General features: G+C 59.9%; 16 protein-coding genes. 13 read left to right on the forward strand and 3 right to left on the reverse strand.

All coding sequences use genetic code 11. The features are described from left to right. Positions 1-53 precede the first annotated feature (53 nt). The 4 genes from F757_RS0131050 (at position 54) to F757_RS0131065 (ending at position 4,462) form a co-directional block, all read left to right on the forward strand. Complete coding sequence (locus F757_RS0131050) at positions 54-905, forward strand: amidohydrolase family protein (protein ID WP_027214739.1); 852 nt, start codon at positions 54-56, stop codon at positions 903-905. Between the two features lie 13 nt (positions 906-918). Beyond that, the gene (locus F757_RS0131055; RefSeq protein ID WP_198021454.1) at positions 919-1,851 is read left to right on the forward strand and encodes an MqnA/MqnD/SBP family protein; all 933 of its coding nucleotides are present in this window, start codon (positions 919-921) and stop codon (positions 1,849-1,851) included. Positions 1,852-1,943: 92 nt separating this feature from the next. After that, complete coding sequence (gene dctA / locus F757_RS0131060; RefSeq protein WP_027214741.1) at positions 1,944-3,299, forward strand: C4-dicarboxylate transporter DctA; 1,356 nt, start codon at positions 1,944-1,946, stop codon at positions 3,297-3,299. A gap of 128 nt (positions 3,300-3,427) precedes the next feature. Beyond that, positions 3,428-4,462 (forward strand): porin, encoded by a 1,035-nt coding sequence (locus F757_RS0131065; protein WP_442856678.1) that lies wholly within the window; start codon positions 3,428-3,430, stop codon positions 4,460-4,462. Between the two features lie 131 nt (positions 4,463-4,593). Here F757_RS0131065 and F757_RS0131070 read toward each other — a convergent pair whose 3' ends face one another. Both F757_RS0131070 and F757_RS0131075 read right to left on the reverse strand, forming a co-directional pair. Next, complete coding sequence (locus F757_RS0131070; protein WP_027214743.1) at positions 4,594-4,914, reverse strand: hypothetical protein; 321 nt, start codon at positions 4,912-4,914, stop codon at positions 4,594-4,596. A 442-nt stretch (positions 4,915-5,356) separates the two neighbouring features. Then, complete coding sequence (locus tag F757_RS0131075; RefSeq protein WP_027214744.1) at positions 5,357-6,388, reverse strand: AraC family transcriptional regulator; 1,032 nt, start codon at positions 6,386-6,388, stop codon at positions 5,357-5,359. A gap of 397 nt (positions 6,389-6,785) precedes the next feature. Here F757_RS0131075 and F757_RS0131080 point away from each other — a divergent pair, with 397 nt between their 5' ends. The 6 genes from F757_RS0131080 (at position 6,786) to F757_RS0131110 (ending at position 14,373) form a co-directional block, all read left to right on the forward strand. After that, positions 6,786-7,724 carry a 3-keto-5-aminohexanoate cleavage protein gene (locus tag F757_RS0131080; protein ID WP_027214745.1) on the forward strand — a complete coding sequence of 313 codons (939 nt, stop codon included), beginning with the start codon at positions 6,786-6,788 and terminating at the stop codon, positions 7,722-7,724. A 110-nt stretch (positions 7,725-7,834) separates the two neighbouring features. Continuing rightward, positions 7,835-9,190 (forward strand): MFS transporter, encoded by a 1,356-nt coding sequence (locus F757_RS0131085; protein ID WP_027214746.1) that lies wholly within the window; start codon positions 7,835-7,837, stop codon positions 9,188-9,190. A gap of 168 nt (positions 9,191-9,358) precedes the next feature. After that, entirely contained in the window at positions 9,359-10,150 is a 792-nt protein-coding gene (locus F757_RS0131095; protein WP_027214747.1) for an SDR family oxidoreductase, read from the forward strand. Between the two features lie 109 nt (positions 10,151-10,259). Next, complete coding sequence (gene fabG, locus F757_RS0131100) at positions 10,260-11,000, forward strand: 3-oxoacyl-ACP reductase FabG (RefSeq protein WP_027214748.1); 741 nt, start codon at positions 10,260-10,262, stop codon at positions 10,998-11,000. Positions 11,001-11,070: 70 nt separating this feature from the next. Further along, positions 11,071-12,771 (forward strand): tannase/feruloyl esterase family alpha/beta hydrolase, encoded by a 1,701-nt coding sequence (locus F757_RS0131105; protein WP_027214749.1) that lies wholly within the window; start codon positions 11,071-11,073, stop codon positions 12,769-12,771. Between the two features lie 456 nt (positions 12,772-13,227). Then, positions 13,228-14,373: a porin gene (locus F757_RS0131110; RefSeq protein ID WP_027214750.1), complete on the forward strand. Its 1,146-nt coding sequence runs from the start codon at positions 13,228-13,230 to the stop codon at positions 14,371-14,373. Between the two features lie 199 nt (positions 14,374-14,572). On the opposite strand, the gene bamA is transcribed toward F757_RS0131110, so the two are convergent. Then, complete coding sequence (gene bamA, locus F757_RS0131115) at positions 14,573-16,828, reverse strand: outer membrane protein assembly factor BamA (RefSeq protein ID WP_442856687.1); 2,256 nt, start codon at positions 16,826-16,828, stop codon at positions 14,573-14,575. Between the two features lie 390 nt (positions 16,829-17,218). Here bamA and F757_RS36360 point away from each other — a divergent pair, with 390 nt between their 5' ends. From F757_RS36360 to F757_RS0131130, 3 genes are all read left to right on the forward strand, one after another. Beyond that, positions 17,219-17,395: a hypothetical protein gene (locus F757_RS36360; protein WP_198021455.1), complete on the forward strand. Its 177-nt coding sequence runs from the start codon at positions 17,219-17,221 to the stop codon at positions 17,393-17,395. After that, entirely contained in the window at positions 17,388-17,774 is a 387-nt protein-coding gene (locus F757_RS0131125; RefSeq protein WP_027214753.1) for a hypothetical protein, read from the forward strand. Before F757_RS36360 ends, F757_RS0131125 begins: the two co-directional genes overlap by 8 nt. Positions 17,775-17,935: 161 nt before the next feature. Continuing rightward, positions 17,936-20,221: an LPS-assembly protein LptD gene (locus F757_RS0131130; protein WP_027214754.1), complete on the forward strand. Its 2,286-nt coding sequence runs from the start codon at positions 17,936-17,938 to the stop codon at positions 20,219-20,221. The last annotated feature ends 129 nt before the right edge of the window (positions 20,222-20,350 follow it).

A 20,350-nucleotide genomic window follows, 5' to 3' on the forward strand; every position in this document is an offset into this window, starting at 1 on the left:
CGGCTTACAGTTGAGGCCACTCAATCAAGACGCTTTCAGCAAGGAGCCCGTTCATGTCCGTCGTCATCGACACTCACACGCATGCCATTTCCCCGGATAAACAACGTTATCCGCTTGCACCGGTCGGCGGCCATCAGTCGGAATGGTCGGCACAGCGCCCCGTCAGCCTTGAAGGACTGCTTGCGTCGCTCGACGAAGCGGGCATCGAGCGCGCGGTCGTCGTGCAAGCTTCGACGGTTTATGGCAACGACAATAGTTATGTGGTCGAAGCGGTACGCAGTCACCCGGACCGTTTCGTCGGCGCGTTTTCGATCGACGTGCTGGCCGGCGACGCGCTCACACAGATGCAGCGCTGGCTTGACGCAGGTCTGTCGGGCCTGCGTCTTTTCACGACCGGCAGCACCATGCCCGGCCAGGCGGGATGGCTCGACGACGAGCGCTCCTTTGCGGTGTGGGATTATGCGCAGCGCCATAACGTGTCGATCTGTCTGCAAATGACCGCGCAGGGCATTCCCGCGCTCCTCAATATGCTGGCCCGTTTTCCGCGCGTCCGCGTACTACTGGATCACCTGGCGCGCCCTGAACTGGCGGGCGGGCCGCCCTATGACGAGGCCGCGCCGCTCTTCAGTCTCGCGTCGCAGCAAGGCGTTTATCTCAAACTCACGAACCGCACGATTGCCGAAGCTTCGCGCGGCGCATCGACGCCCCACGCATTTTTCCCTCGCGTGCTGGACGCTTTCGGCGCGAATCGCATTGCGTGGGGTTCAAATTTCCCCGCGGCAGAAGGATCGCTCTCGCAGTTGCTCACCGATGCGCGCGAAAGCCTTTCCATTCTCCCGGCGCAAGCCCGCGAGGCAATTTTCGGCGGCACCGCGCGCACGATTTATCCCGCACTGTCCGCATGAGGGCGAGGCTTTAATGGCTCACGAAAACAACGACCCGAGCACCGACATGCACCCACTGCAACTGAAAACCGCGCTCAATACGTATCCGCACACGCAGCCGCTTAAAGCCGGGGAGCTGACCGATCCCGCAGTGCAACTGGCTTTCGAGGACGTCGAACCGATTCACCGCGCCTTCGCCCCGATGGCGCGCCGCCAGGCCTACGACGTCAGCGAAATGGCGATCGTCACTTATTTGCAGGCGAAAGCCTATGGCAAGCCCGTCGTGCTGCTGCCCGCCGTGGTTGCCGCGCGTTTTCAGCAAGGCTGCATTATTCACAATGCAGGACGCGGCAAGCTCGAGGTGGACAGCCTCGTCGGCAAGAGGATTGGCGTGCGCTCCTACTCGCAAACCACGGCGATGTGGGTGCGTGCGATCCTGGCGAATACGTATGGCGTTCCGCTCGAGGAGATCGACTGGATCACCATAGAAGGCGCGCATCTCGAGGAATATCGCGATCCGCCTTTCGTGCGTCGCGCTGCTGAGGGCAGCCAACTGCTGCCCATGTTACGCGCCGGAGAAATCGACGCCGCCATTCTCGGCAACGATCTGCCTGACGAAGCGGGTCTCGAACCGGTGATTGCCAATGCGGCTGTCGCCGATCTCGCGTGGTATGCGATTCATCGCTACGTACCTGTGAACCATGTCGTGGTCGTAACAAAGGCGCTTGCCGATACGCATCCGCACGGGGTGCGGGCGGTGTATGACCTGCTCCGCCGCGGCAAGGCGAGTGTGGCCGCAGCGAATGCCGGCAAGCCCGACAAACTGCTGTTCGGCTACGAAGCGTTGCGCGCGCCGCTCGAGGAAACGCTCGCGTTTTGCGAGCAACAGCAGTTGTTGCCGCGCAAACTGAGCGTCGATGAAATCTTCGCGGACAGCATCGACATTCTCGGCGACACCGCGCGTTAACCGTGCCGTCACGTTTCGCACTTCCGAGCGAACCCGAGTTCGCCAATGCTTCACCGCTGCCCATCGCAGATGGGCCCAAGCAAGGAGACACCATGAGCTTGCCTCACTCAGGCGCCATGAAACCGAAGCCGCGCCAGCCGTTTTATCGTGATCTGTCTTTCCAGGTGCTAGCTGGCATGGCGCTCGGCATTGCCACCGGCTACTTCTTTCCGAAGTTCGGCATCAATTTGCAGCCCGTGGGCGACGCCTTTATCCGCATCATCCAGATGCTGATTGGACCGATCATCTTCTGCACCGTATGCAGCGGCATCGCGGGCGTGCGAGACTTCAAGAAGGTGGGCCGCGTCGCTATCAAGGCGCTGTTCTATTTCGAAGTGGTGACTTCTCTCGCACTGGTGCTGGGCCTCGTGGTGATCAACCTGCTCAAGCCTGGCGTCGGTATGAATGTGGATATGCATAGCGTACATTCGGCCGCTGTCGATGCGTACGTTGCGAAGGCTCATCACGTGGTGACGACGAGCGAGTTCCTGCTCAACGTCGTTCCGCACACGGCGATCAGCGCGTTCGCGGGCGGCGACGTCCTGCAAGTGCTGTTCTTCTCAGTGCTGTTCGCTTTCGGACTTGCTGCCATCGGCGAGCGTGCGCAGCCCGCGCTGAATTTTATCGACTCGGTGTCGGGCGCGCTGTTCTGGGTCATCGGTTTGACCATGAAAATCGCCCCCCTCGCCGCGTTCGGCGCGATTGCCTTCACGGTCAGCAAGTTCGGCTTCGGCACCCTGCTCTCGCTCGGCAAGCTCGTGCTGGAGTTCTACCTGACCTGTGTGCTTTTCTTCGTCTTGATTCTGTGGCCCATTGCGAAGGCGAACGGCTTCAGCCTGCTGCGTCTGATGCGTTACATCGGCGCGGAGCTACTGCTCGTTATTGGCACGAGTTCATCTGAAACGGTGTTTCCGCAACTGGTCGACAAACTGGAGCGGCTCGGCTGCGAGAAGTCCGTCGTTGGCCTCGTTCTGCCCACCGCTTACACGTTCAATCACGACGGCACTTGCCTCTATTTCGCGGCAGCCGCGGTGTTTCTCGCACAGGCCACCAATACGCCGATGAACTGGCACGATCAACTGGTGCTGCTTGCGGTACTGCTCTTGACCTCCAAAGGAGCTGCGGGCGTTTCCGGCGCCGCAATTGCCGTGCTGGCCGCCACACTGACTGCTTCGAACACTATTCCCGTCGAATCTATCGCACTGATTCTCGGCGTTCACAAAGCTATGTCGAGCGCATTTGTGTTCACCAATATTGTCGGCAACAGCGTAGCCACCATCGTGGTGGCCAACTGGGAAAAAGCGCTTGATCGCGTCGCGTTGCGCCATGAATTGAGAACCGGTTTCAGACAGTCTGACATCGCGCACGCCACACTGGAACAGCCTGGCAGCAGTTCAGCCGGTCATTGACGAAGCAACGACGGCACGGTGCACAGTGCCGTCGCACACGAAAGGACAATGCGGCGTCATCCGCTTTCATTTTAGTTAGGTTTGCAAAACAATAGCGAAATCAAAACCAGAAAAGGAGACATGCGGTGTTGAATATCTGGAGAAAGGTTGGACTCGGCGTTTCGGCCACTGCCGGTATGCTGGGCATGATGTCCGCACACGCGCAGAGCAGTGTGCAGCTATACGGCACCGTGGATGGCGGTGTACGCCATCAGACCGACGCCGCAAAAGGTGGCGGCTCGGTGACCACCATGAACTCCAACGGCTACTACAGTTCCAACAAGCTCGACTTCCGGGCGAAGGAAGATCTGGGCGATGGCTGGAATGCGCATTTCCTGCTGGAAAGCGGCTTTAACCTCGGCAACGGCCAGTTCGACAACACCACAGGAACGGAATTCAACCGCCAGGCGTTCGTCGGCATCGGGCATTCGAAGTACGGTTCTCTGGATATCGGCCGCCAGTACACCATTGCGCACGACATTATCAGCATCTACGATCCATTCGGCTTTCACTTCACACCGATCATTCCGCTGACGGTCGCCTCGGACGGCACGCGCAACAATAACGACATGAAATACAAGAACACCTTCGGACCGCTGCTCTTCGAAGTGGACAACTCGTTCGGCGGCGTGGCCGGCAACTTTGGCAGCGGCGCCGCGCGCGCAGTGGGGGTGAGCTACGCGACCGGCCCTGTCGGCATTGGGGGCGTGTACGGGCACCGCAGCGTGCTGACCGGTTCCACCTACGTGGGCGACAGCTACTACATGGTGGGCGCCAGTTACAGGGTGGGGCCCGTGCGCGTGTCGGGCGGCTTCATGTCGGAGGATTTGCAGAATCCCGCCGCGCCTCATCAAGTCACGAACAACGGCTTCGGCGGTCTGTCGTGGACTATCACGCCAACTCTCGTTTTCCGCGGCAGCTATTACCAGACCACGGTATCCAACGACAAATCGGGCCGACGCGGACTCACCGTGCTGGCGCTTGGCTACCTGCTATCCAGGCGCACCACGCTCTACAGCGAATTCGACTACACGTCGTACCGGCATGCCGTGGCGAGTACCCTTAACCCCGCTGGCGCAAACAGTCAGACCGCTTTCACCGTCGGCATCGACCATCTGTTCTGAGAGTGTTCTATCTTCCCAAAACGCGACCCGCCTCGCCCGCCACATGGTACGGGTGAGGCGATGGTCAGCGGTGGACGCATAAGTGGCGGAGCTCGCGCGTATTCGCGGCTGTTCGCCTATTCCAATCGCATTTATTGACCCGAGACCGGCGACTTTACGCTCGGGGTCGCAAGCGTGTTATTGCTCGTCGGGGGAGCGCTGGTGCCCGAGGTCGAGTTGCTGTTGCTGCTCGGCAGGCCCGAGTTCGGACCCTGGCCCGACATACCGCTGCCTGAATTGGTGGTGCCTGGCGTGCCGTAGCCGGCCGTTGCGCCGTTCGTCTGGTTTGCCGGACTCGCCGTGCTGCCCGCCGAACCGTTTCCGCCGGGGCCACCTGCTGCCTGTGCAAAGGCGCCGGCCGACACCGTAAGAGCGGCGACGGCCGCGAGAAACGCTCTGTTTGCCTTGCTCATGGTTCGTACCTCCTTTAGCAGAATCGAATAAGGACGCAGACGTTCGCCGCCTCCTCAACGCAATGTGACGCAAACATTGTGCCGCGTGGATAGCGTTGCTCATTTTGGTGGTGACTGCCGGAGAATTTCGGAAGGGCGTGGAATTCGTCCGCCGGCTCGCGCAGGCTATGAATCAATAGATTGCCCAAGGCAAGAGAAACGGTGAGATGGCCGACCAGGAGATCGAAGCAATCTCTGGAGCGGCAGCGACACCTCGTCAACCTGCTGAATCAGGATGCCTTCATGGAACTGCAGAGGAAGGTTCCCGACGAGATTGCCTGTCTGAACAGCCGTCGACTTCCATCACCCAAACACGCACGCTGAAATAGCGGCGGCCTGCTGCCGCAACCACGTCGTCCCCGTCCCTAGCTCCAGCAATGCGAGCTGGCCGCCGCCGTCGCGCTCATTGTTGATCGCGAATCTCCCCTGGCCCTTTTCCTGTCCATCGTTTCAATGCCCGGCGGAAATTCGCGGCATCGCTGAAGCCGACCAGCATCGCAACGTCGTCCGTACTGAGCTTCGTGGTCTTCAGGTACTCCGTGGCTAGCGAGCACCGCACGTCGTCGACAATCGCAACAAACGACGTTCCTTCCGACTCAAGACGCCGCCTTAGCGTTCGGCTCGTCATTTTCAGCGCATCGGCCACTGCTTCCATGTTTGGAAACACACCGGGCTTGCGCATCAGAAGCTGATAGACCTCGCCCGACACGCCGGACGATGTCTTTGCTTGCCCGATCAGCCTGTCACACGTCTCCTGCAACAGCGCAGCCGAGTGCCGATGCGCCAGATGCGGCGTCACCTCCAGGATCGCGCTGTCGTAGATGAGCTCGCACTGGTCAGCGTCGAACTCGCAGGGACAACCCAGGTACTGCGGATAGATGTGCGCATAGTCCGGCGCCGGATAGGCGAAGCGCGCCAGCACCGGAGGGCAGCGGCGCCCGGCCACGTCTTCGAGATGCGTCACGTGCTGCGTGTATTGCTGTTCGAGCAAAAACTGCTGCACATGGTGCGGCAAGTTGGACGAGAAAGCATCCGGAAAGGTCCACACGGAAGTGTCGGCGTGCTCCGTCCACTCGATGGTGACAGTCGGCGTCGCCAGCCGGTGATATTTGACGCCAAGGCGAAAGTAGTCGCGCAGCGAAAGACACGACATCAGCGCATACCCATACATGCCGTAGGCCGCCAGATGAAGACGCGCTCCCGTTCTGAAAGGCGTGCTCGGGTCGGACGACAGGGCGACCGCATTCCGGCATACCACCGCGTACTGCCGCACGGAGGTCATGACAGACGCGTCGTAGATCTGCTCAGGCGTGACGCCGCTGCCCTTCAGGCTGTCCTCGGGTGCAATGCCTTGCTCTGCGAGCACTTCGACCAGCGCCGCGATCTTGTACGGCGCGTAAATGCGCTCATTCAACAACGGAAATCTCGACGACACGGCGCCCCCGGTGCATGTCCTCGCGGGACATCGGCTTGTCCGAATTAGACCTTACGTAGCAAATCGTATCTCACTACTATCTATGGAACAAGAGACGAGTCCGAATGCAGTTACGCGACTCGCAGATTTTCGGAGACAAGCATGACCACTCACCACCGCCGTTATATCGCGCCTGTGACGCCGCTGCTGCCGTTCGTGCATGCGGCGCCGCCGCGCATTCGGTCCTTGCGGTGTGAGTGCGTGCCAGCTCACACCCCGAAGCTATTCGCTGCATCTGCCCCTCGTCTTGCGCTCGCCACCGCGGGCGGCTCTGCTCGCGCCACCGCGTCAGCGGCCGGTTTGGACTGAGCGTCGCGTCCAGCCGCCGTGCGTCAACCGGAAATGGAAAGGTATTGAAATGGGAAATTCAACCAGCAAGGTCATCATCACATGTGCGGTGACGGGCTCGGCGCACGTGCCGTCCATGTCGGAGTATCTGCCCCTCACACCCGATGACATCAAGACCCAGGCGCTAGAAGCCGCCGGCGCGGGAGCGGCGATTCTGCATCTGCATGCGCGGGATCCACAGGACGGCCGGCCAACGCCCTCCCCCGAAGTGTTCCGGCAGTTCGTGCCGGCCATTGCCGCGCAAACCGACGCGGTGATCAACATCTCCACGGGTGGCAGCACGCGCATGACGCTCGACGAGCGTTTGGCCTACGCGCGCATTGCAAAGCCCGAGATGTGCTCGCTGAACATGGGCTCGATGAATTTTTCGCTGCATCCAGTCGCGGCCAGAATATCCTCCTGGCGATTCGACTGGGAAAAAGAATACGTCGAAGGCATGGAGGACATGATCTTCCGGAACACGTTTCGGGACATCAAGAACATTCTCACGGAGTTCAAGGACTACGGCACGCGTTTCGAATTCGAGTGTTACGACGTGGGCCACCTGTACAACCTCGCGTACTTTGTCGACATCGGGCTCATCAAGCCGCCGTTTTTCATTCAGTCGGTGTTCGGCATTCTCGGCGGCATTGGTGCGGATCCGGAGAACCTCTCGTTGATGCGCTCGACCGCCGACCGCCTGTTCGGGCGCGAGAGCTATCAGCTTTCGATTCTCGGCGCCGGTCGTCACCAGATGTCTCTCGTGACGATGGGCGCAATCATGGGCGGCAACGTCCGCGTGGGCCTGGAAGACAGCGTCTACCTGTCGCGTGGCGTCAAGGCCAGGTCGAACGCCGATCAGGTCCGCAAGATCCGCCGGATTCTGGAGGAGCTTTCTTTCGACATCGCGACGCCAGCCGATGCGCGCGCGATGCTCGGACTGAAGGGACGAGAGAACGTCTCGCTTTAAGTACACGGCGCCGCGCGCGATCCGCGCGAGCACCGCACCCTGTTGTCCTGCCGCGCGCGCCCGGCACGCTAAAAGAAAAAACACGGGCAGGGCTATTTTCTGGAGACATCATGACTGCAACTACTGTTGACGCCGGCCTCGGCGAGACCCACCGGCTAGCGACGCGCAAGGCGATGGCACGACTTCTTCCCTTGATGTGCGCGATCTACTTCATGTCGTTCATCGACCGTACCAATGTGGCGCTGGCGAAGACCGCGCTTGCCGCCGACCTCGGCATCAGCGCAGCGGCATACGGACTTGGCGCCGGCATCTTCTTTATCGGCTATGCGCTTCTCGAAGTGCCGAGCAACCTGCTGGCTCATCGTGTCGGTCCGCGCGCATGGATTGCCCGGATCGCCGTCACGTGGGGAGCGTTATCGACGGCCATGATGTTCGTGCAAGGCGAGTGGTCGTTCTATCTGCTGCGCGTTCTGCTCGGAGTGGCAGAAGCAGGACTCTTCCCCGCGTTGATGTACATGGTGACGCTCTGGTTCGCACCGAAGGACCGCGCAGTCGCTGTCGGCTGGATTTATACCGCCCCGTCTATCGCGCTGATCCTTGGCAACCCGCTCGGTGCCGCGCTAATGCAGCTCGGCGGAATTGGCGGTCTTCACGGCTGGCAGTGGATGTTCCTGCTCGAAGGTTTGCCCACCATCGTGGTCGGCATCATCGTCTTTTTCAAACTGCCGAACCGTCCTTCGGAGGTCCGATGGTTGACGCCGCAGGAAGCCGAGGCGCTCGAAACCCATGCGGTCATCGACACGCACGGTCACACCGAACTCACGTCGGCACACTGGTTTGCGGCATTGAAACGTCCAACCACCGTATTGATTGCGCTGATTTACTTCCTGAATCAGGTGGCGTTTGTCGGGCTGTACTTTTTCACACCCTCGATCGTTGCGCAGATGCACGTGAAGTCGCCGCTCCTTGTCGGCTTGTTGTCGAGCAGTGTCGGCATCGGCTTTCTGCTTGGCGTGCTGACTCTGCCCCGCATCCACCGCCGGATCAGCAACGACTGCGGATTCCTCGGCGTGCTGACGGCGGGCGTCGTGGTCTCCGCATGTGCGTTCATCGCGATCAGGAATCAGTCGGCGCAGATCACCCTGCTGGGTGTTACGGGTTTCTTCGCGGGCGGCATTCTGCCTTCGTACTGGGCTGTCGCGATGAAGCGCCTGCAAGGCGTGCAAGCGGCTGCCGGTCTCGCGTTCATCAATACGGTCGGACTGCTGGGCGGCTTTGTCGGGCCCTATCTGTTCGGCCTTGCGGAAACGATAACCGGCCGCAGCGACTCGGGCTTCAACGTGGTCGTAGTGGCCTCCGTGCTGGGACTCGCTCTCGTGCCGCTGCTTGCGAAAGCCATCCGGTCCGCAGACCGTCCCGTTGCACCGGCAGGCAACGCGGGACAATTGAAAACGTCGAAGAGCTAGGCGTCGCCGCCAGCCACATGGTGGTGCCGTCAATTCATGCCGTGTTCGATGACGGCGGCAATGAAGGCGGCAAACCTGAGGCACGGGCCGACCCGGTGCGGGCCTGATTCACGGCTCATTCGTGAATACCTTGATTCAACACGTAACTTCACATCGTTGGTGCGACACATGAATACTTTCGAGCTTCTCAAGCCCAGACCGGGTCTGCGCGTACTCATCTCGGGCGCAGCGTCGGGAATCGGCGCGGCTATTGCCGACGCGTTCATCGAAGCCGATGCGCAGGTCTATATCTGCGACGTCGACCGTTCTGCCGTCGAGAACGCCAGCAGCAGGAACGCCCGGCTTCACACAGGGGTGGCGGACGTGGCAAGTCGCGAGCAGGTCGACAGCGTGATAGACGACGCACGGGCAAAGCTCGGCGGGCTCGACATTCTGATCAACAACGCGGGCATTGCGGGTCCAACGGGCGAAGTCGAGGCGATCGAGCCGGGCGACTGGGAGCGGACCATTTCCACCAACCTCAACAGTCAGTACTACTTTCTTCACAAGGCGGTGCCGCTGCTGAAAGAGACATCGGACTGCCCCGCCATCGTTGCCATGTCTTCTGTCGCCGGGCGGCTCGGCTACGCGTATCGCACGCCCTACGCCGCGACGAAATGGGCGATTGTCGGGCTCGTGAAGTCACTCGCCATCGAGCTCGGCCCGAGCAACATTCGCGTCAATGCAATTCTGCCGGGAGTCGTGCAGGGCGAACGGATGGATCGCGTGATTGCCGCTCGCGCTCAGTCCACCGGCGTCTCGTTCGACGAAATGAAAGAGCAGTACCTCAGGAAGATCTCGCTGCGCCGCATGGTGACCGTTGACGACATCGCCGCCATGGCGCTCTTCCTCGCGTCGCCGGCTGGTCAGAACATCACCGGACAAGCGATCAGTGTGGATGGCAACGTCGAATATCTTTGAGCAAGCATAGGCACGCGCCGCGTCGCAATGCAAAAGCGCGTCCTGTCAGCCACGAACCGCGAGGCCGTCTCGCCCTGAACAACAAATCACTACGAAGGACACAGATCCAATGAGGCTCAAAGGAAAGGTTGCAATCGTGACGGGGGCCGGGCAAGGAATCGGCGCCGCGACCGCACTGAAATTCGCGCAAGAGGGCGCAACGGTCGCCGTGTGCGACCTGAACCCCGGCGCCGTGCAATCGGTTGTCGGCGCGTGCCGAGAAGCCGGCGCGCAGGCGGCGGGCTTCACGGTCGACATCGCCGATCGCGAAGCGGTTCGGGACATGGTCGCCAAGACCCGCGAACAATTCGGACGCATCGACGTTCTGGTGAACAACGCGGGCATTACGCGCGATGCGCGTCTGCAAAACATGACGGTCGAGCAATTCGAACAGGTCATGGACGTCAATCTGCGCGGCGTCTTTCACGCCGCTCAGGCGGTGCTCGACTCCATGATCATGCAAGGAGCCGGCGTGATTCTGAACGCCAGTTCGGTTGTGGGGATATACGGCAATTACGGTCAAACGAACTATGCGGCCTCCAAATTCGGCGTGATCGGCTTTACGAAGACATGGAGCCGGGAACTCGGGCCGAAAGGCATACGGGTGAACGCCGTCGCGCCCGGCTTTATCGACACCCCGATTCTCGCCACCGTACCCGCCGAAGTGCTCGAGAAGATGAGAAGCCAGGTGCCGTTGCGGCGCCTCGGCAAGCCCGAAGAGATTGCGAACATCTACGCCTTTCTCGCAAGCGATGAAGCGAGCTATATCAACGGCGCTGTCATCGAGGCTTCTGGCGGCATGACGCTCTAGTCGGGAAACAACACCGACCGCTCGACCACAAGCCGCCCCCACCTGAAACGTTACTCATAACGGAGACATCATGGTACAAGGTCACTGCTGCAATGCGAGGGTCGCGCGCGTGATCGCGGCTCTCATCACTTCCGCGGTTTCGGCATACAGCATGGGCGCGACTCTGCCTGCGGGACATCAAGCCATCTGCGAGCGTCTACAAGGCTTCGTGATACCCGCTTCGGAAATTGGCGAGCCTACTTCCGGAGCGAGCGTGACTGCCGTGAAGTCGGTTGCTGCGAGCGGCAGCGGAGCAGGCGCACTGCCTGACTACTGCGAAGTGACCGGCAGAATATCTCCGGTCGACCGCTTTGCACCCGACATCCAGTTTAAAGTGGCACTGCCCGAGGAGTGGAACGGCAAGGTGGTGATGTTCGGCGGCGGCGGTTTCAACGGCACCATTCCCAATGTCGCGGGCAACGTGCCCAACGGTCCAATCGACGCAGCGGTGCCGCTCGGTCGTGGCTACGCGACCTTCGCGAGCGACTCCGGTCACCAGGCTAACGCGTTGGGCTCGCAGGACGGACGCTTTGGCTTGAACGACGAAGCGGCGAACAATTTCGGCGGCGACGCGCTGAAGAAAACCCACGACGCAGCACTGGCGATCATCAAGGCTCGCTACGGGCACTGGCCGCGCAAGGCCTATTTCGCCGGCGGATCGACGGGCGGGCGTGAAGCCGTGACGGCGATTCAGCGCTGGCCGTCGGATTGGGACGGTGCCATCGCATGGTATCCGGCATGGGACGATGCAGCCGCGCTACTCGGAGGTCAGCGCATGAACCGCGCTCTGGCGAAACCGGGCGCGTATCTGTCGGTGGGCAAACGCCAGGCTGTGTACGACGCGGCAATGCAGGCTTGCGATGCGCTTGACGGCGTGGCCGACGGCCTGATCAGTGACCAGCGGCAATGCAATGCACGCTTCGATCCGTCGACCGCTAAGCTGAACGGCGCTCCGTTGCGCTGCCCGAAGGGAGCGGACACCGCAGACAATTGCTTGTCCGATGCACAAATCGATGCGCTGAAGACCATCAATACGCCGACCGTCCTGCGCTTCCGGCTCGCGAGTGGCGAGACCCACTATCCCGGCTACAACGTGTGGGGCGCGGACCTTGGCATTACGTCTCGCACTTCGCCGGTCGAGCCGGTGGTCACGTTCCTCGCCTTCGGCACTTCACAGCCGGCGAACCCCATGCCGCTCACGGCCCCTTACATCAGCGTTCTGACCGACCAGTGGATCAAGTATTCAGTCACGCGCGACCCGAACTTCAATTCGCTGTCGCTCGACCCCGAGCAGCCCGGCGTGTGGGCGAACCGTATCAGCGACCTGAGCCTCAAACTCGACGCGAGCACCGATATCTCCGCTTTCAGGCGACGTGGCGGCAAGCTCCTGCTCGTTCACGGGCAATCCGATGTACTTGTCAGCACTCGGGCGACGGAGCTGTACTATCGACGGCTGCAAGCGCAGTTCGGCATTGATCGAGTCGATTCGTTCGTCCGCTTCTACGAGATTCCCGGCATGGGTCATGCCGCGAGCAGCACCTTCAATGCCACCTGGGACTCTCTGTCGGCGCTCGCCGGGTGGGTCGAGAAAGGCAAAGCGCCAGTCGGGCAAGTGACAACCGATACTGCCGGCGTGCCGGGCCGCACGCGACCGCTATGCGATTACCCGAAGTGGCCCCGCTACGAAGGCGGCGACGTGAATCAGGCAGCTTCGTTCCGGTGTGTCGATTGAACGACGCGAGAATGAGTGACGCCTCGGTAGTCGAGGCGCACAGCTTCGCCAAATAGTTAGCGGGCTTTAGTAACGCAAATTGTCTTTTCTATTTTCGCAATAATCGGTTTAATTGCGCCAGACTGCAACCAGAAATTACCAATTATCCGTATAGAAATTATATGGAAGAATAAAACTGTCGACCTACGTTGCTGCAAATCAGTCTGCATGCTACTCTAAATTCGCCTTTGATTCCGAGCAACGTTCCAAATCAGGCACTTGGGGCGAACTCGCAAGCGAGTACGCCCCATTTCATCTGGACAGCCAATAAAGGCGCCGGCCGGAAATCAAATGAAAGTTAAAAACGAATGACGTCGCCAAAACACAACGCCGTAATATACTGAAAAATAGTTCCGGAATTTCTGCGCTATTCTCCGCCGCTCGATAGCAACCGCTATTGAATTCAGGAGATATTCAATGAAGAAATTCGTACTGTCGGGCCTCTCGCTCGCTCTTGCCGGCGCCGCGGGCGTCGCTCATGCACAAAGCTCGGTGACGCTGTATGGCCTGATCGACACCGGCCTGACCTACACCAGCAACTCCAGCGGCAGCAGCAACTTCCAGCAGGCGAGCGGCGTGTTGAACGGCAATCGCTGGGGCCTGCGCGGCTCCGAGGAACTCGGCGGTGGCCTCAAGGCAATCTTCGTGCTGGAAAACGGTTTTAATCTGTCCACGGGCAAGCTCGGCCAGAATAGCCGGGAGTTCGGCCGTCAAGCATTCGTCGGTCTGTCCAGCAACCAGTTCGGCGCGGTCACGCTCGGCCGCCAGTACGACAGCGTGGTCGACTATCTTGGGCCGCTCGCGCTGAACGGGACGCAATATGGCGGCACGCTCGCTTCGCACCCGTATGACAACGACAACCTCAACAACCAGGTTCGCATTAACAACGCCGTGAAGTTTCAGAGCATCGATTACAGCGGCTTCAAGTTCGGCGCGTTGTACGGCTTCTCAAATGCAGCGGGCAGTTTCGCCGACAGCCGTGCCTACAGCGTCGGTGCATCGTACGTGTTCGGCGGCCTGAAGGTTGCAGCAGGCTACCTGCAAATCAACGGCGCCGGCTCGTCGACCAACTCGAGCGGCGCGGTCGCGAGCGGCGACTCGACCTTCACGGCAGCGCGTCAGCGCACCTACGGCGCGGGCCTGAGCTATGCGTTCGGCCCCGCGAATGTCGGCCTCGTCGTGACGCAAACGCAATTGAACGGTGCGACCGCGATTGGTTCATCGGCATCAGGTACGAGCAGCGGGCTCGCTCTGACTGGTGGCAGCGCGCGCTTCACGAACTATGAAGTGAACGGCCGTTATGCGCTCACGCCGGCGCTGTCGGTATCGGGCGCTTATACGTTTACCGACGCGCGGCTTGACGGCGTGAGCCCCAAGTACCATCAGGTCACGCTGCAAACCGACTACGCTTTGTCCAAGCGCACCGACGTCTATGCTGAAGCCGCATATCAGCACGTTGGCAACACGGGCAATTCTGGCATCACTGCCGACATCGTCGGCGTGAGCGCTTCGTCGACGAGCTCGCAAGTGGTCGGCACCGTCGGCATCCGTCACCGCTTCTAAGCCACGCTTCACGCCTGTGCATGAGTGCCGCCTCGAGTGGCACTTCGCATAAAAAAGCCCGCAATTTGCGGGCTTTTTTATTATTACTTCCATTCCCGAGGCGTGAGCTGTGACGACGAGCACGATACCCTGCACATCGGGCGCATCAATTTCCATCGCATTGTGAAGGGCCCGCTCACGAACAGGAACGTGTCTACGATCAGAACGAAGTGCCAATCTGAAACTGGAACTTCTGATACTTGTCGGTTGCGTGTTTAACGACTGGCAAGCCCAGAGACAGTTTGAGCGGCCCGATCGGCGAAATCCATTCGATTCCTGCGCCATAGCTGTAGCGTAAGCCATTCGCGCCGTTACTGTTGCCCTCGTTGCCCCACACGTTGCCGGCATCGAGGAACGTGAATACGCGCAATGTTCTATCCCATCCGGTGCCCGGCAGCGGGAACGTCATTTCCACGTTTGCAACGACCATTCGCGATCCGCCGATTGGATCGCCGGTCGTCTTGTCGGTTGGACCGAGCGAGCCCGATTCGTAACCACGCACTGAGCCGATGCCACCCGCGTAGTAGTTCTTGAAGATCGGATAGGCCTTGCCGGCAAAGCCGTTGCCATAACCGCCCTGCAGATTCAGGCCGAGAATGAAGCCACGCGAGAAAGAGTAGTAGTACTGCGCCTGAACGTCCGTCTTGTAGTACTCGGTGCCGCCGGCCGGTGTACCTATTTCGCTATTGGCCTGCAGGAAATAGCCGCGGCTCGGCACAAGTGCGCTGTCGCGATTGTCGCGTGCCCAGCCTGCTGTAACCGGTACATTGTTGACCACATTGCCGAATTCGCTAACGTAGTCCTTATAGCTTTGAGGTGTCGACGAATCGATGCTGAGCCGGTTCTGTTCCAGTCCCAGACCGAAATAGACCGTATCGGCTTCCGAGAACGGAATCCCAAACTTCAGGTCGGCTCCGACTGTCACGATCTTGAAGCTCGTGTCGGTGTAGTAATAGAGCGGATAGCTGGTGCGGTAGTACACATCGGTGATGCGCTTGATGCCGTCTACCGTGAAGTAGGGATCGGTCTGCGTCAGCGAAAGCGTGCGATATGTTTTCGCCGTGTTCACGTTCAACGCAACGCTCGTACCGGAACCAAACACGTTGTCCTGCGAGATTCCGGCCGACAAAACCACTTTATCTGTGGATGAAAAGCCCGCGCCCAAGGTAATTGCGCCGGTCGGCTTCTCGTTGACCTTCACCTCCACGTCCACCTGGTCAGCTGATCCCTCCACCGGGAGCGTCGTAACGTCCACGTCAGTAAAGTAGCCAAGACGATTCACGCGGTCTTTAGAAAGCATGAGGCGATTCGAGTCGAACCATGAACTTTCCAGCTGGCGCATTTCGCGGCGCACAACCTCGTCGCGCGTGCGCGTGTTCCCCGTCACGTTGATATGACGTACGTAAACCCGTCTGCTCGGGTCGACCTGCAGCGTGAGATCGACGGTATGGCGCTGCTGGTCGATTTGCGGCACTGCATTGACCGTCGCGAATGCATAGCCGTACTCGCCGAGTTTATCCACCACGGCCTTCGTCGCAGCCTGCAGTTTCTCAGCGGAGAAGCGTTCACCGGGCTTGATATCCACGAGCTTCGTAAGCTCGGCTTCACGATCGAGCAGATTGCCAGCAAGCCTGATTGAAGAAATCGTGTACGGCTCGCCTTCGTGCAGGGTGACAGTCAGATACATGTCCTTCTTGTCAGGCGTCACCGATACCTGCGTCGACTCGATGTTGAACTCCAGGTAGCCACGATTCAAATAGTAAGCGCGCACGTGTTCCAGATCGCCGGTAAGCTTGTCCTTGGCGTACAGGTCGCTTTTCGTGTACCACGAGAACCAGTTCGGCGTGGACAGCTGCATTTCGTCGCGCAGAGTATCCGTGCTGAATGTGCTATTGCCGATGAAGTTGACCTGCCTGATCTTCGCGCTAGGTCCTTCGGCCACAGAGAAAAGAATGGCGACGCGATGGCGGTCAATCGGCGTCGTCGTCGTTGTGACTTCAGCGGCATAGTAGCCCCTTGTCAGATATTGGCGCTTCAATTCCTGTTCCGCCTTGTCGACGAGCGCTTTGTCGTAAGAGCGGCCTTGCGACAAACCGACAGCACGCAGCGCTTTCGTCAGATTCTCCTTGTCGAATTCGTGAATGCCCGCAAAGTCTATGGTGCCGACCGCCGGCCGTTCCTGCACGTGGACGGTGACAACGTTACCTTCTGTAGAAATGCGCACGTCGTTGAAAAAGCCAGTGGCATAGAGTGCGCGAATTGATTCGGAAGCCTTATCGTCAGTGAAAGTCTGACCTTGCTTGATTGGCAGATAGGCGAAAACTGTCCCGGGTTCGACGCGTTGCAGGCCTTCTATCCTGAGGTCCTGCACGACGAACGGCTCGGCGGCGCGAGCGGAAACGCTTGCAAGCGCAATGCCGGCGAGTGAAAGTGTGCCTGCCAGCCGGCTGGTTAATGCCTGGAGATTCATCTTGGTTTTTCGGTCCTGATGCAGCGCGCAACGCGCAGATGAGAACGCTCGAAGGCAAGCGGCGCATTCGAAACGGCGGTCTTTGGCTCTAAAAAGCGCGAAGTATAGGGACGTGTACCGCGGCTATCGTTACGGGAAACTTTCCTGCCCTTATGGCCACCGCGGGGTGCAATGCGCCGGTACGCCGTGCCGCAAGTGTTTGTGCGGCATCCGTTGAAAGAATGCGTTACAGAACCGAAGGAAGCGTAGGGGGCATGTAATCCAGCGGCGCGCTCGCGCTGATATCTTCAGATCGTCGATTCCGCTACCGGCGTCACGCGATTAGGAGAGTTGGTCATGATGGAATTCTTTTCACCGGCCGTTTGTTCGGCAATCCTGCGCGTCAGTTCGACGCCGATCTTTTCGGTGCGCCTCGCCACGGCTTCATTGTTTATCCGCCGCGAAAGGCCGCGCGATCCAACCAGCGCCGTAAATCGTATTGCCAATGCGCGGGAGGGTGCGTCCCGTGCCTGATGTCTCCTTCATGTTGAACTCGATTACCGACATGCAGTTGACGGCGGACGGTCAATATCTGCTGATTCACGGTGATCAACCCACGGCGGCACTGCATCGCTCCGTGCTCAACGATCTGCTGGTGGCGCTGCCGAACGCGATCGAACACGCGGATCGCGTGGCTCACAATAACCAGGAGATGGGCTTCGCACTGCACTGTCAAGGCTGGGAAGTCGGCAGGCTCAACGGGATGGAACTGGTGGTGATCCGCTTCCGTCTGTCCGCCCATGCGGGTCTATCGTTCTCATTGCCGGCCGAGCAGATTCCGTATCTATTGCAAGCGCTTGGCGGCGTGGTGGCCGCGAGCGAGCCACGCGCCGGTGACGTGACGCTCCAGTAACTGAGTCAACAGAGTCATGATCGAGCGCGCCCACCGCGTGCGGAACCAGCTTGCCCACGGCGTTGCTGAATCGCTGCGTCCTTTATCCTTTCCGACCGTTACTTCTTTTGAAACTGCGCAGTGTATTTCAATGCATCCGCCCGAGACCGCTCGTTTCTTTCATGCTCTGCACGGCGGGCTGCGCGCCGCTCGGCGCGTACGCGCAATTGAGCGGCACCGCTGCAGCGCCGGAATCGATTGATGGAGTGTGGGGTTTGCGGCTCGCACCGCAATTGACAGAGCAGACCGTGCGCGCAAGCGCCAAGCCCGCCGTGTGGGCTATCGCCGATTCGATAACGACTACCGCCGACACCGACGTGTCGCTGAAAGGACACGCGCAGTTGCGGCGCGATGTGTCCGTCGTCAAAAGCGACGCGTTGCACTACGACGTCGATACTGACAAAGCCGATGCCTACGGCAATGTACAGCTTGTCCAGAACGGCAATGTGTTCGACGGCCCGGACGCACATCTCTTTGTGGGCGCGAATGAAGGCTTTATCAGCGTGCCCAAGTACCGCTTTCATCTAACAGGCGGGTGGGGCAGCGCGCAGCGCATCGATCTTCTGGATAAAGAGCGCACGGTGGTGCGGCACGGTACGTACAGCACGTGTCAATGCGAGGCCGAGCCGGCGTGGTACGTAAAGGCGTCGGAGTTCGAGATGGACAGCGGCAATGACGAGGGCATCGCCCACAATGGCGTGCTGTTCTTTCAGGGTGTGCCGCTCCTCGCCAGTCCGTGGCTTTCTTTTCCTTTGTCGGGAGCGCGGCGCAGCGGCCTGCTGCCGCCCACGTTCTCCATGAGCTCCACTAACGGCGTGGACGTGGCGTTGCCGTACTACTTCAACCTCGCGCCCAATTACGACCTCACGCTGACGCCGCGCATCATGACGCGCAGAGGCGAGATGCTGACTGCGGACTACCGTTATATGCGGCCGAACGATTCGGGCACGATTTCGATTGCCTGGCTACCGCACGATGCGATTACCGACACGCGGCGCTATTCGATCGCGTTGAATCAGCGTTGGAACCTCGGCTCCGGCTTCGGCGCATACGTCGACTACAACCGTGTCTCCGACTCGACTGTCGTGACCGATCTTGCATCCGGCGTCGCCTTTCCCACGGGTTCCACCACGCTTTACCAGCAGGAAGCCGGGCTCACCTATTCCAATGGGCCGTGGAGCGTGCTTGCGCGCGAGCAGCGCTGGCAGTCGTTTTCCAGCGACTCCACATACAACCGCGAGCCGCAGGTGAACGTGCGTTATGCGCGCTACAACGTAGGCGGTTTCGACTTTGGCGCGGAAGCAGACGCCACGCGTTTCACGATCTCGTCGTCGGATATGACGCAAGGGAACCGCTTCGTCTTCAACCCTTACCTGAGCTATCCGATAGAACGCCCTGGCTGGTTCATTACACCCAAACTCGCCTGGCATTTTGCCGCATATGATCTGACCTCGATCGGCAATGATGTGCCCGCCGGCGAGCCGAAGTCGTTGAGCCTCAGCGTGCCGACACTCAGCCTCGATTCAGGTATGCGCTTCGAGCGAAGCGTGCGGCTTTTCGGCACGACGTATATTCAGACGCTGGAGCCGCGCCTCTTTTATGTCTACACGCCATATCGCAATCAGGCATACGTGCCGCTATTCGATACTGCCGCGGCCGATTTCGGACTCACCGAACTTTTCATGACGAATAGCTTTGTGGGTAACGACAGGGTGTCAGATTCGAATCGAGCGACGGCCGCATTGACTACGCGCTTCATCGATCCCGCAAGCGGGGATGAGCGCGCACGCTTTGTTCTCGCACAGCAATACGACTTTCGCACGCCGCGTGTGACCTTGCAGGCCGACGACGCAATCAGCACGGTCGCGCGCACCGGCATTATTGCGGGCGCGTCATATAAGGTCGGACCGAACCTGAGCGCCGAACAGGCGCTCGAGTACAGTCAGGCCAACCACTACCTCACGCATGCCGAAGCCGGACTGGGCTGGGCACCGGGCGCTCACCAGGTGCTGAACATGGCGTACCGCTATACCCGTGCAAACAGTACGCTGGATTATCAGCCGGTAAATCAGTTCATTGTCTCCGGGCAATGGCCGCTTGCACGCAACGTTGTGAGTGTGGCGCGCGTCAATTACGACATGAGTTCGCATCGGCTGATTGCCGGTTTGCTCGGGCTGCAATACGAGGCGGACTGCTGGTCATTGGGCGTGGCATTCGAGAAGTACACCAACGCAACCAGTTCGACCACCTCGCCGAGTACCGGCACGCGGGTTCTGATGCAGCTTCAGCTAAAAGGCTTTTCTCAGGTCGATAACGGATTGCTCAACCAGTTCCGCACAAGCGTACCCGGCTATGCGCCGACGTCGACTCTAGAGGAGCCCACGTCGCGATTCAGCGATTACCCGTGAGCACGGCCTCCTGTTGTCAGCTATTGGAGCCACACGGGCATTCGGCGCAGACAGGCACCCCGTTGGTAATCCGCGAAAGAAACTGTGCCCATAGGTTTAAGACATCCGGCTATTGAGACATAGACGGCA

The organism is Burkholderia sp. WSM2232 (genome assembly GCF_000472545.1).
Lineage (GTDB): Bacteria > Pseudomonadota > Gammaproteobacteria > Burkholderiales > Burkholderiaceae > Paraburkholderia.

Bases quoted from the DNA above. Each gene is read 5' to 3' on its own strand.
- F757_RS0131110 (WP_027214750.1), top strand. From the start codon at position 13,228: ATGAAGAAATTCGTACTGTCGGGCCTCTCGCTCGCTCTTGCCGGCGCC.
- F757_RS0131050 (WP_027214739.1), top strand. From the start codon at position 54: ATGTCCGTCGTCATCGACACTCACACGCATGCCATTTCCCCGGATAAA.
- F757_RS0131105 (WP_027214749.1), top strand. From the start codon at position 11,071: ATGGTACAAGGTCACTGCTGCAATGCGAGGGTCGCGCGCGTGATCGCG.
- F757_RS0131055 (WP_198021454.1), top strand. From the start codon at position 919: ATGGCTCACGAAAACAACGACCCGAGCACCGACATGCACCCACTGCAA.
- F757_RS36360 (WP_198021455.1), top strand. From the start codon at position 17,219: ATGATGGAATTCTTTTCACCGGCCGTTTGTTCGGCAATCCTGCGCGTC.
- F757_RS0131130 (WP_027214754.1), top strand. From the start codon at position 17,936: ATGCTCTGCACGGCGGGCTGCGCGCCGCTCGGCGCGTACGCGCAATTG.
- F757_RS0131085 (WP_027214746.1), top strand. From the start codon at position 7,835: ATGACTGCAACTACTGTTGACGCCGGCCTCGGCGAGACCCACCGGCTA.
- F757_RS0131080 (WP_027214745.1), top strand. From the start codon at position 6,786: ATGGGAAATTCAACCAGCAAGGTCATCATCACATGTGCGGTGACGGGC.
- F757_RS0131095 (WP_027214747.1), top strand. From the start codon at position 9,359: ATGAATACTTTCGAGCTTCTCAAGCCCAGACCGGGTCTGCGCGTACTC.
- fabG (WP_027214748.1), top strand. From the start codon at position 10,260: ATGAGGCTCAAAGGAAAGGTTGCAATCGTGACGGGGGCCGGGCAAGGA.
- F757_RS0131070 (WP_027214743.1), bottom strand. From the start codon at position 4,914: ATGAGCAAGGCAAACAGAGCGTTTCTCGCGGCCGTCGCCGCTCTTACG.
- dctA (WP_027214741.1), top strand. From the start codon at position 1,944: ATGAGCTTGCCTCACTCAGGCGCCATGAAACCGAAGCCGCGCCAGCCG.